Origin of the sequence: Polaribacter pectinis, assembly GCF_014352875.1 — a bacterium.
Taxonomy (GTDB): Bacteria; Bacteroidota; Bacteroidia; order Flavobacteriales; family Flavobacteriaceae; genus Polaribacter; species Polaribacter pectinis.
Window position 1 is genome coordinate 1,979,771 of sequence record NZ_CP060695.1, and the last position, 12,876, is coordinate 1,992,646.

Genomic DNA, 12,876 nt, shown 5'->3' on the forward strand with positions numbered 1-12,876 from the left:
TTAAAAATATTTAAAATCTGTATTTTTGTATCTAATTTAAACATTCTCTAAAAAAATGAAAATTTCTAAAAACATCGGTTTAGGAGATCCATCCACTAATTTTCAGAATTTTATTGACTTAAAATTAAAATTACTTTGTTGCAGATATTGGCTATTAGACTTGTGGGATTGCCATGACATGGTTTTTCCTTATTGGAGAATCTATTGGAATAAAAATGAAGGTGGAGAATTAATGCATGATGATAAAGTAACACCTATGAATCCAGATATGTTATATATAATCCCTCCATTTACTTCTTTCTCTTCTCGCTTTACCAAAAACCACATCTACAAAACGGGTATTCATGTTACTGGAAAGCATTTAACAAATGATATAGATGAAATAAATAATGAAGAAAAATCACTAATCCACTTTTTTACTCATTTTAATTTAGGGGTTCCTTTTGATAATGTTTACCCAAGTATTATTGAAATTAAATTAACCGACTATTTAAAAGAGAGGTTAACTTATTTAACCGAAAGACTAAAAATAGAAAACAAAGACTTTAAATTAACTTTTAATTTAAAACTACAAGCATTTATAAAAGAAACACTTACTAATATAGGTCCAGAATTATGGAAAACTATAAATATGGATGATCGTGTTTTAAAAGTGATACGTTTTGTTGAAATGAATGTAGACAAGAAGTTAAGTAACGCAGAAATTGCTAATGTAGTTCACATGGCATCAAATTCTTTTGCGAGACTATTTAAAGAAGAAATGAATATTTCTGTACATAATTTTATTCAAAATAGAAAAATAGCAAAAGCTTGTGATTTATTTGAACATTCAAATAACACAATTGAAGAAGTTGCCTATAATTTAGGTTTTTCGGACAGATATCATTTTTCAAGAGTTTTTAAATCAGTAACCGGCTTAACACCTGCTGTTTACAAATCCGGGAAATATACTTAACAGTTATTAAGTCAATTGTTTTTTATCACAATTAAAAAGGTCAATGTTTAAATTATACATATTATTGATTGTTATGGATAAATAATTAAGAGCATTCTGTGCATAAATTTGTCCATAATCAATAATGTAATTTCTTATTCCCTTACAGAAAAGAGATTACACAGTTTTGAAAAGCATAACTGAATACTAAAACATAAAACCTTTTAACATGAAACAATTTGATCAATTTATAAACGGAAAGTTTGTTAAATCAACTTCTACAGGAGTAACAGAAGTTTTAAACCCTTGTACAGAAGAAGTTCTTTCTACAATACCAAAAGGATCTATACAAGATGCTAACATGGCAATTGATGTAGCTTTTCATTCTCAAAAAAAATGGAGAACTCTTGCTGCAATCGAAAGAGCTAATTTTTTAAATAAAATGGCTACAATTATCCGTGAAAACAGAGTGTTTTTAGCAGAAACTTTAGCCGCTGAACAAGCTAAAGTAATAGGTTTAGCACAAGTAGAAATTGATGTAACAGCAGATTATTTTGATTATAATGCAGGTTGGGCTCGTAGAATAGAAGGTGAAATTATTCAAAGTGATAGAAGAAAAGAACACATCTTTTTACACAAAGCTCCAATTGGAGTTGCTGTAGGTATTTTACCTTGGAACTTTCCATTCTTTGTAATGGCAAGAAAAGTAGCACCATCTTTAGTAACAGGAAATTCTTGTGTTATTAAACCAAGTTGTGTTGCTCCAAATACAGTAATGGAATTTGCAAAGTTAATTGCAGGAATTGGTTTACCTGATGGAGTATTAAACTTTGTTTGTGGTGCTGGTGCAACTGTTGGGAATGCGCTTACAAGCAACCCAAATACTGGTATTGTAAGTTTAACAGGAAGTGTGTATGCAGGTCAGAAAATTATGGAAGCTGCTGCACCAAATATTACAAAAGTATCTTTAGAGTTAGGTGGAAAAGCGCCGGCAATTGTTTGTGCAGATGCTAATTTAGAACTTGCTGTAAATGCAGTTGTAAATTCTAAAGTAATTTTTAGTGGACAAGTTTGTAACTGTGCAGAAAGAGTGTATGTAGAAGATTCTATTTATGATGAATTTATGGATAGAGTTACAAAGAAATTCAACGAAGTAAAAGTTGAAGATGCTTTCTCTACAAACAATCCAGACATGAGTAGTATGGTTTCTAAAGCGCAAATAGATAAAGTTGAAGAAATGGTAAACTTTGCTAAAAAAGAAGGTGCTGAAGTTGTATTGGGAGGAAATAGATCAAGTCAGTTTGACAAAGGTTATTTCTACCAACCAACTCTTTTAACAAACGTTACACAAAACATGCAGATAATTCAAGAAGAAGTATTTGGACCTGTTTTACCAGTAATGAAATTTGGTAGTTTAGATGAAGCAATTGCTTTAGCTAATGATTGTGAATATGGTTTAACATCATCTATTTTCTCTGAAAACTTTAATAAAGTAATGCATGCTGCAGACAGTTTAGAGTTTGGAGAAACATATATTAATAGAGAGCATTTTGAAGCTATTCAAGGTTTCCACGCAGGTTGGAAAAAATCTGGTTTAGGTGGTGCAGATGGTAAACATGGTATGGAAGAATACTTACAAACAAAAGTAATCTACGCTCAATACCAATAGAATATATATTTAATCAAAAAAATTACTATTTAGGATTAAAGATAAAACCCTAAATAGTAATTTTTATTTATAATACTTTAAACCGATAAAAGTTATGGCTACATCAAAAAAAATACCTGTAGTATCCAAAGAATACTTACTTCCATTTATAGTTATAACTTCATTATTTTCTTTATGGGGTTTTGCTAATGATATTACAAATCCAATGGTAGCAGCTTTTGCTACAGTTATGGAAATATCGTCTGCAAAAGCGGCATTAGTTCAGTTAGCTTTTTACGGAGGCTATGCAACAATGGCAATACCAGCAGCTCTTTTTGTTAGAAAATACAGCTACAAAAGCGGTATTCTTTTAGGGTTATCATTATATGCAATTGGTGCATTATTATTTTATCCTGCAGCAGAATATGAAGTTTTTGGTTTCTTTTTAGGATCATTATATATTTTAACTTTTGGTTTGGCTTTTTTAGAAACTACTGCAAACCCATTTATTTTATCAATGGGAGATGAAAAAACAGCAACACAACGTTTAAATCTTGCACAAGCTTTTAATCCAATTGGTTCCTTATTCGGAATGTTTGTAGCTTCAAAATTTATTTTAGTTGCTTTAGATTCTGATAAAAGAAATGAAGCTGGTGAAATAATTTTTAGCACATTATCTGAAGCTAAAAAAGCAATTGTAAGAACACACGATTTATCTATCATAAGAAACCCTTATGTAATTCTTGGTTTTGTTGTAATAGCCATGTTTATTATTATCAGTTTAATAAAGATGCCTAAAAGAAAAAATATTGAAAACCCAACTAGTGCTAAATCTTCTTTTCAAAGATTATTTAAAAACAGCAAATACAAAGAAGGTGTTTTGGCACAACTTTTTTATGTAGCTGCGCAAATAATGTGTTGGACATTTATTATACAATATGCTGGTAATTTGGGTATATCTAAAGCTGAAGCTCAAAACTACAACATTATTGCAATGACAATATTTTTATGTAGCAGGTTTGTGAGTACTTTTTTAATGAAGTATATAAACTCTAAAAAATTATTAATGATTTTTGCACTTTGTGCAATGGCAACAATTTCTGGTGTTATTTTAATTGAAGGAATGATGGGACTTTATTTATTAGTTGCAACATCTGCATTTATGTCATTAATGTTTCCAACAATTTACGGAATTGCTCTTGATGGGTTAAGCAAAGAAGATACTGCTCTTGGCGCTGCTGGTTTAGTAATGGCAATTGTAGGTGGTGCTTTAATGCCAATCTTACAAGGAACTATGATAGACATGGAAAAAATTGGTCCTTTTTCTGGAGTTAATTTCTCGTTTATACTTCCTTTTATTTGTTTCTGTTTTATTGCTATTTATGGTTATAGAACGTTTAAAATTCACAAATAACAATACTTTTTATGAAAATATATTGTTTCGCTTTAGACCTTATAAATGATTCTAAATTAATTTCTGAATATAAAAAATATCATGAAAAAATTTGGCCTGAAATTACCAACAGTATAAAAGCTGCAGGGATTGAAAATTTAGATATTTATTTAATAGGAAATCGATTATTTATGATCATGAAAGTTAACGAAACCTTTACTTTTGAAAAGAAAACGATAATGGATTTAGAGAACCCAAAAGTTCAAGAATGGGAAAACCTAATGTGGAATTATCAGCAAAAATTACCTTTTGCAAAAGAAGGCGAAAAATGGGTTTTAATGGATAAAATTTATCAGTTGTAAAAAATAAAAATTATGGAATTAACAATAAATCCAAAATATCCATCTGTAGATGATTTACGAAAAAGAGCTATGGTAAAAATGCCAAAGTTTGCTTTCGAATATTTAGATGGGGGATGTAATGAAGATATCAATTTAGATAAAAATAGAACTGATTTACAGAAAATTGAGTTAATGCCTCAATACTTATCAAAGTTTGAGAAATCAGAAATGAAAACAGAATTATTTGGACACACTTATGATGCACCTTTTGGAATTTCTCCTGTAGGTTTACAAGGTTTAATGTGGCCAAATTCTCCAGAAATTTTAGCAAAATCTGCACACAAACATAATATTCCTTTTATTTTAAGTACTGTTACTACTTCTAGCATAGAACGTATTGCAGAAATTACAGAAGGAAAATCTTGGTTTCAATTATATCATCCTGCAGAAGAAAAAGTAAAAAGGGATTTATTAGATAGAGCCGCTGCTGCTGGCACAGATGTCTTGGTTATTTTAGCAGATGTACCAACTTTTGGCTATAGACCCAGAGACGTACGTAATGGATTGGCAATGCCACCAAGTATGAGTATTAAAAATATTCTTGAAGTAATGACAAAACCGGATTGGGCTTTACAGACTTTAGTACATGGTCAACCAAGTTTTAAAACATTAGAAAAGTATATGCCAAAAGGACTTAGCTTAAAAAAGTTAGGAGAATTTATGGATGCAACTTTTTCAGGTAGATTAAATGAAGATAGAATTGCTTCAATTCGTGACCAGTGGAAGGGTAAATTAGTTATTAAAGGTGTGGTTAGTGAAGAAGATGCGCAAAAATCTATAGATTTAGGTGTAGATGGTATTATTGTATCTAATCATGGAGGTCGTCAATTAGACGCCGGACAATCTTCTATTGTACCAATGACAAGTTTAGCTGAAAAATTTGGAGACAAGACAAAAATAATGGTAGATTCTGGTTTACGTGGTGGTCCAGATATTGCAAGAGCAATGGCAAGTGGAGCAGAATTCACATTTATGGGAAGAAGTTTTATGTATGGTGTTGGGGCTTTGGGTAAACAAGGTGGAGATCATACAATATCTTTAATGAAACGAGAATTATTACAAGTTATGGAGCAAATTTGTTGTCAAAAAACAGGTGAATTTAAACCACATTTGATTAAGTAATTTAGTAAAATCTAATACATCAATATTTACATAAATACTCAATTTTAAAAAATTGAGTATTTTTTTTTACCAGACATTACATTTTTAAAAACTATTGACTAAAGAATGATCTAAACCAATTATTATTAAATAGAAAAAGATAATTAGACTTTACAGATATTATTGTTAAGATAAAAAGAGTTGTTTTATTATTTCACTTAAAAAAAACAATTGAAATAAGGTTAAACATTTTACTAAAATTAAAAAGCTCCATCATAATGGAGCTTTTTAATTGAATAAACAATAGTTTTAATTATACTTCAATTTGTCTTAAAGTACTTTTTTGTGTAACATATTTTATATCTAAAATAGATATAAATATGTATTTCGTTCTACAGTTAAAACATTTGTAAAATTTTGAATTAGGTATTAACTTAAACAAGAAACTTCTAGAAATTCTTTTTTGTTCTGCAGAATTGCAGCAAGGACATGTTTTCATTTTTAGGGGATTTAGGGGTTAAAATCATTGTCTTTTGTAAATCTATATTTTTTAACAACAAAAACAAAGAAAAACTTAATAAAAATTATTATTTAATATGAATTACATAAAAAGTGCAAGAAATATTTTATTTAAACATAATTATTACTTTATTCATTTTTTAAAATAAGGGTAATACTTATTCTAATTTCTGAATAGGAAACTTCTTCGTTTAATTTTTCGTAAATCGGTTTTAGCTCTATTTTTCGGTCAAATTCATGAAAAGCAACGCGTACTTTATCTATTGTTTCTTTACTGACAAATTGTTCTAAATCAATATTTTTTCCTTCGGAATATAATTGCGACAAATGCGAAAAAATAGTAGTAATAGATAAATCTCTTTCTTCAGCAATTTCTTTGGGTGTCAATCCTTCTTTATATAAACTGAATGTCTTTAATGTTGTAGGCGTTTTTCTTGGCTTCGCAACATTTTTATATTTTCGAATAATGTTCATAAATTCATCTCCATACTTTTCCATTTTGTTCATTCCTACACCAGAAATTGATAAAAACTCGTTTTCGGTTGTTGGAAGTTCGCTCGCCATTAACTTTAATGATTTATCACTGAAAACAATATAAGCCGGCATTTTTTCTTCTTTAGAAATAGCATATCTTAATTTTTTTAGTTCGGTAAATAAGTCTTTATTTGTTTCGCCTTCAATTACAGTTTTTACCGTTTTTTTAATTTTCTTTTTTTCATCAATACTTATTGGAGTTGTTAATCGGATTGTTTTTTCTCCTTTTAAAACTTTCCATCCAATAGGTGTTATTTTTAAAGCAGAACTCTCTGCGTACATTATTTCTATTAAACCTTGATTTGCCATTTGAATGATGTAATCTCGCCAATTAAAAAAAGAAACATCTTTTCCTATTCCATACGTTTTTAGGTTGAAATACTGTTTTGAGTGAATATCTGCATTATTACTTCCTCTTAAGACATTAATCAGCATAGTAATTCCGTCTTTTTCGCCCATTCTTGCAATTCCAGATAATGCTTTTTGAGTTATAATAGTACCATCAAAATCTTTGGGCGGGTTTGCACAAACATCACAATTGCCACAATTTTCGGTTAAATGTTCCCCAAAATAAGATAATAATATTTTTCTTCTACATGATTTTGCTTCTGCAAATTGAAGCATTCTATTGAGTTTTTCTTTTTGCATTACAGAATTTGCGCCTTCTTCTGCAAACTGACTATACAAAACAAAATCTCTCATATTATAATAAAGCAAAGTTTCAGATGGCAGACCATCTCTTCCTGCTCTTCCTATTTCTTGATAATAACCTTCAAGGTTTTTCGGTAAATTATAATGAATTACAAAACGAACGTTCGATTTGTCAATTCCCATTCCAAAAGCAATCGTAGCAACAATTATTTTTGTATCATCATTTATAAAATCAGTTTGTGTTTTTTCTCTGTCTTCATTGTCCATTCCTGCATGATAAAAAGCAACAGAATGTCCAAGTTCTTTTAAGTGAATGGCAACTTCTTCAGTATTTTTTCTACTCAAACAATAAATAATACCACTTTCGTTTTTTCTTCGATTTATAAAACTGACAATTTCTTGTAATTTTTTCTTTTTTTGAACTTGTCCACGGACTTCAATACTTAAGTTTTTTCTATCAAAAGAAGAAATAAATAATTTGGATTTCTGTAAACCTAATTGCTCTTCTATATCTTTTCTTGCCGATTTATCAGCAGTAGCAGTTAATGCCATAAAAGGTACATTTGGAAGCGAATTTCTAAATACTTTTAACTGTGTATATTCTGGTCTAAAATCATGGCCCCACATACTTACGCAATGTGCTTCATCAACAGCAACTAACTTTATATTTAGTTGTTTTAGCCAGGTATTACTAACTGATAGTAGTTTTTCGGGTGATAAATATAAAAGTTGTAAATCGCCATTAATAGCTTTTGTAATGACTTGGTTTTCTTCTTGTACAGAAATGGAGCTATTAAAAAAATCAGCTTTAATTCCGTTTGATTTTAAAGCTTGTACTTGATCTTTCATTAAAGAAATCAACGGAGAAACCACCACAGTAATTCCATCAAAAAGCAACGCTGGAATTTGAAAACACATCGATTTTCCACCACCAGTTGGCATTAATACAAAACTGTCTTTTCCTTCTATGGTTCTATTGATAATTTCCTCTTGTAAAGGACGAAAGTTCTCATAACCGAAAACATTATTTAATAAAGCGTGAGTCTGTTTTTTCAATTTATTAGCAATTAAGTAACAAAAATACAGATTGAATTTTAGAATTGTTTCAATATTGTTAAAATACGAACAAAAAAAATCCAACTCAAAAGAGTTGGATTTGTACTATTTACTAATATCTAAAACTAGATACTAACTTTTATAATTCTAACAATCCGTTTGTTTTAGAAACACCTTCAGCAGATTCTTGTAAATGTGCTTTTTCTGCATCAGATAAATTGATTTCAACAATTTTTTCAATTCCGTCTTTACCTAAAACAACAGGAACTCCAATACATAAATCGCTCAAACCAAATTCTCCATCTAATAAAGAAGAACAAGGGAATATCTTTTTTGTATCACATGCAATTGCTTGTACCATTCCAGAAACTGCTGCTCCAGGAGCATACCAAGCAGAAGTACCTAACAAACCTGTTAATGTAGCTCCACCAACTTTCGTGTCTTGCATCACTTGATCTAATCTTTCTGCCGAAATAAATTCTGAAACTGGCACAGAATTTCTTGTTGCCAATCTTGTTAAAGGCACCATTCCTTTATCAGAATGACCACCAATTACCATTCCATCAACATCAGAGATAGGTGCTCCTAAAGCTTCTGCCAATCTGTATTTAAAACGAGCTGAATCTAATGCTCCACCCATACCAATAATTCTGTTTTTTGGTAAACCTGTAGTTTTATGAACTAAATAAGTCATAGTATCCATAGGATTAGAAACCACAATTATAATTGTATTTGGAGAATGCTCAATTAAGTTTGAAGAAACTGTTTTTACAATTCCTGCGTTAATTCCTATTAATTCTTCACGAGTCATACCAGGTTTTCTTGGTATACCAGAAGTAATTACACAAATATTAGAATTTGCTGTTTTAGAATAATCGTTTGTACTTCCTGTAATTTTAGTATCAAAACCATTTAAAGAAGCAGTTTGCATTAAGTCCATTGCTTTTCCTTCTGCATATCCTTCTTTAATGTCTAACAAAACAACTTCAGAAGCAAAATCTTTAATTGCGATGTATTCTGCACAACTTGCCCCTACTGCTCCTGCTCCAACTACTGTAACTTTCATATTTTTAGTTTTTATATTATATTAAATAATTGATTGCTAAAGTACGATTTTAAGATAATTTTTTAGCACTTTTAAACCAAAAAAAAGACATCTAAACTAGATGTCTTTTTTTGTTAAAATTTTCAATTTTTTATCTAATACTTATAGCAACTCCTAAATTAGCTGTATTGTATTCTTGCAATGTATAACTACCAAATATTTTTAAAAACCCTAAGCTTAATCTTGTACCAATAGTAGTTCTAAAACCACCTGCATTAAATTCAGAATTTATTGGATCTGATATTGTTCTCGAAAGTGCCCCATAACTTAAAGTATAATCACCTAACATTTTAAGTGTAGAATTCCCAGAACCATAACCTATTCCTCCATAAATATTTATAATTGGAAAATTCAAAGAAGCAACTGCTTGAACAGTGTAGGCATTTAATTTAAATTCAGCTAACCCATCTTGCACAGAAACATCTCCACTACTATTTATATTATAATCAACTGTCATAGTTGTATAAGCAGCTAAAAGAGAAACATGTAAAGGTGTTTTATCCATTGGACCAAACCAACTAGTAATTTCTTTTTTTAATCCAAGACCAAATAAATTTCCTTTCACATCATCTGAACCAACTTTAGGTACTAAACGTAAACTAACTTCAAATTTTGCAGGTAAACCTAAACTTAATTGAACTGCTGGTGCAGGAACTGCATTTAAAGGTAAACTTTCTTTTACCCCTCCTGGTGCATTAAAAGTTGTACTATATGTGGTACCATTTTCTACAAAATTAACAGTTGTAAGTGGTGTATTGTCTTCTGATCCAGCAACACTAGCTGCTGTTATTGAACCTGTATTAACAGATGTTAAACCTGATAAAGTGAACATCTCATCTGCTTCTGGAACAATAGATGCATTTAAACCAATAGAAATATCAAAACCAAAAGGTTTGTGCACTTTTGCAGTGTGATACCAACCGTTATTCATACCATAAATTAAACCTTTCATTGCTGGGTCTATATAAGCATCAATAAGTTTACCTCTATCATTATTATCGGCTAAAAGATACCCTTCAAAACCATCTTGTGCCTTTGCATTAAACGTTAAGGCGAAAACGCCTAAAAAAATTAAAATAGATTTTTTCATTTGTTGTAAGTTTGATTAATATTTGTTTTTTTTAGGGATTAATTGTAGCTAATATATAAAATTATGTTAATAAAATATAGATTTACAGCTTCTTAAACTAAAAAACAGGGAAAAACACTTAATTAAAGATAGTAAAAAACCCCAATGAATTGTTGGGGTTTATATAAGCTAATTGAAAGTTAAAATAAATTACACATCAATATTTGCATACTTTGCGTTTCTTTCAATAAAATCTCTTCTTGGCGGAACATCATCTCCCATTAGCATAGAGAAAACTCTGTCTGCTTCTGTTGGGCTATCAATAACCACTTTTCTTAAAGTTCTAAATTCAGGGTTCATGGTAGTGTCCCATAATTGCTCTGCATTCATCTCTCCAAGACCTTTATAACGTTGAATAGAAACAGATCCTCCCATTTGCTGTGCGATTATATCACGTTGATTATCATCCCAAGCATATTCTTTTTTCTGACCTTTTTTTACTAAATATAAAGGTGGAGTTGCAATGTAAATATAACCTTGCTCTACCATTTCTCTCATATATCTAAAGAAGAAAGTTAATATTAAGGTAGCAATATGCGAACCATCAACATCGGCATCACACATTATAACTACTTTATGATATCTTACTTTAGATAAATTTAAAGCTCTTGGGTCTTCTTCTGTTCCGATAGAAACTCCCAAAGCAGTAAACATGTTTTTTATTTCTTCGTTTTCGAAAACTTTATGTTGCATCGCTTTTTCAACATTTAAAATCTTTCCACGAAGTGGTAAAATTGCTTGAAAATTACGATCACGACCTTGTTTTGCTGTTCCACCTGCAGAATCTCCCTCAACCAAGAATATTTCACATTGTGCTGGGTCAGTTTCTGAACAGTCAGATAATTTACCAGGTAAACCACCAATAGACATTACAGTTTTACGTTGCACCATTTCTCTGGCTTTACGTGCTGCGTGTCTTGCAGTCGCTGCTAAAATTACTTTCTGAACAATTATTTTTGCATCATTCGGGTTTTCCTCTAAATAATCTGTTAACATTTCTGAAACCGCCTGCGAAACTGCAGAAGTAACTTCTCTGTTACCTAATTTTGTTTTTGTTTGTCCTTCGAATTGTGGTTCTTGAACTTTTACTGAAACAATTGCAGTTAAACCTTCACGAAAATCGTCTCCAGCAATATCAAACTTTACGTTTTTCAATAAGCCAGATTCATCTGCATACTTTTTTAAAGTACCTGTTAAACCACGTCTAAAACCAGATAAATGTGTTCCACCTTCATGTGTGTTAATATTGTTTACATAAGAATGTAAATTCTCTGCATAAGAAGTGTTATAAACCATGGCAACTTCCACAGGAATACCATTTTTTTCACCTTCCATAGAAATTACAGAACCAATTAATTGCTCACGAGTAGAATCTAAATATTTGATAAATTCAGGTAAACCTTCTTTAGAGTGAAATGTTTCAGAAACAAAGTTTCCTTCATCATCTGTATTTCTTTTATCTGTTAGGGTGATTGTGATACCTTTATTAAGATACGCTAATTCACGCATACGCGTTGCTAGCGTTTCATAGTTGTATTCTGTAGATTGCTGAAAAATAGAAGTATCTGGTAAAAAAGTAACAATTGTACCTGTAAAATCTGTTTCTCCTATTGTTTTAACAGGATATAAAGCTTTCCCTTTTTCGTATTCTTGTTCCCAAACTTTACCTTCTTTATGTACTGTTGCTCTTAAATGGTCTGAAAGTGCGTTTACACAACTTACACCAACACCATGTAAACCTCCAGAAACTTTATAAGAATCTTTGTCGAATTTACCACCAGCACCAATTTTAGTCATTACTACTTGTAAAGCAGAAACACCTTCTTTTTTGTGAATTCCAACAGGAATTCCACGTCCATTATCTTTGGTTGTAATAGAATTGTCTTCGTTTATTGTAACATCAATTGTATCACAATAACCACCCATTGCTTCATCAATAGAGTTATCTACAACTTCATACACTAAATGGTGTAAACCACGTACGCCAACGTCTCCAATATACATGGATGGACGCATTCTTACGTGCTCCATTCCTTCTAATGCCTGAATACTGGACGCGTCATAATTATTTTTGTTTTCTTCGCTCATTATAAAAGTGAATTATTTATTTTAAGGTTGATAAAACTCGTCTTGAAAAACGAATTTTGTAAACTCAAATTTACGACTTTCAGGCTATTTTTCAAATGTTTTAAGCGATTTAGTTCTAAAATTATCAACATTTGTTGATTTCTTAAAAGTCTCTTAAATCGCTTAAAAATGATTTTATTTTTGAATTTTGAATTTTTCTTTCGATATTTAAAATTGAAATTTGATAAAATTGCTTAAACCTTTAATTTTTGATTTTATTTTTTCTTGTTTTTTTATGATTTTATGCAAAATATCTCTTCCAAGTCTTAATTATTTTT

At 30.4% G+C, this 12,876-nt stretch carries 9 protein-coding genes; 5 read left to right on the plus strand and 4 right to left on the minus strand.

Annotated features, from left to right (window positions below):
* The first annotated feature begins 55 nt into the window (after window positions 1-55).
* The 5 genes from H9W90_RS08950 (at window position 56) to H9W90_RS08970 (ending at window position 5,498) form a co-directional block, all read left to right on the plus strand.
* Window positions 56-955: a helix-turn-helix domain-containing protein gene (locus H9W90_RS08950; protein ID WP_187481279.1), complete on the plus strand. Its 900-nt coding sequence runs from the start codon at window positions 56-58 to the stop codon at window positions 953-955.
* Between the two features lie 208 nt (window positions 956-1,163).
* Window positions 1,164-2,603: an aldehyde dehydrogenase gene (aldA, locus tag H9W90_RS08955; RefSeq protein ID WP_187481280.1), complete on the plus strand. Its 1,440-nt coding sequence runs from the start codon at window positions 1,164-1,166 to the stop codon at window positions 2,601-2,603.
* A gap of 94 nt (window positions 2,604-2,697) precedes the next feature.
* On the plus strand, window positions 2,698-3,996 hold the full coding sequence (gene fucP, locus H9W90_RS08960; protein WP_187481281.1) for an L-fucose:H+ symporter permease: 1,299 nt from the start codon (window positions 2,698-2,700) through the stop codon (window positions 3,994-3,996).
* Between the two features lie 11 nt (window positions 3,997-4,007).
* On the plus strand, window positions 4,008-4,337 hold the full coding sequence (locus H9W90_RS08965; RefSeq protein ID WP_187481282.1) for an L-rhamnose mutarotase: 330 nt from the start codon (window positions 4,008-4,010) through the stop codon (window positions 4,335-4,337).
* Window positions 4,338-4,349: 12 nt separating this feature from the next.
* On the plus strand, window positions 4,350-5,498 hold the full coding sequence (locus H9W90_RS08970; protein WP_187481283.1) for an alpha-hydroxy acid oxidase: 1,149 nt from the start codon (window positions 4,350-4,352) through the stop codon (window positions 5,496-5,498).
* A 627-nt stretch (window positions 5,499-6,125) separates the two neighbouring features.
* Here the strand turns inward: H9W90_RS08970 and recQ are convergent.
* The 4 genes from recQ to gyrB form a co-directional block, all read right to left on the minus strand.
* Complete coding sequence (gene recQ, locus H9W90_RS08975; protein ID WP_187481284.1) at window positions 6,126-8,237, minus strand: DNA helicase RecQ; 2,112 nt, start codon at window positions 8,235-8,237, stop codon at window positions 6,126-6,128.
* A 139-nt stretch (window positions 8,238-8,376) separates the two neighbouring features.
* Window positions 8,377-9,303 (minus strand): malate dehydrogenase, encoded by a 927-nt coding sequence (mdh, locus tag H9W90_RS08980; RefSeq protein ID WP_187481285.1) that lies wholly within the window; start codon window positions 9,301-9,303, stop codon window positions 8,377-8,379.
* 130 nt (window positions 9,304-9,433) lie between these two features.
* Window positions 9,434-10,432, minus strand: coding sequence for a DUF6588 family protein (locus tag H9W90_RS08985; protein ID WP_187481286.1), 999 nt, complete (start codon window positions 10,430-10,432; stop codon window positions 9,434-9,436).
* 189 nt (window positions 10,433-10,621) lie between these two features.
* Window positions 10,622-12,559 carry a DNA topoisomerase (ATP-hydrolyzing) subunit B gene (gyrB, locus tag H9W90_RS08990; protein WP_187481287.1) on the minus strand — a complete coding sequence of 646 codons (1,938 nt, stop codon included), beginning with the start codon at window positions 12,557-12,559 and terminating at the stop codon, window positions 10,622-10,624.
* Window positions 12,560-12,876: the final 317 nt, after the last annotated feature.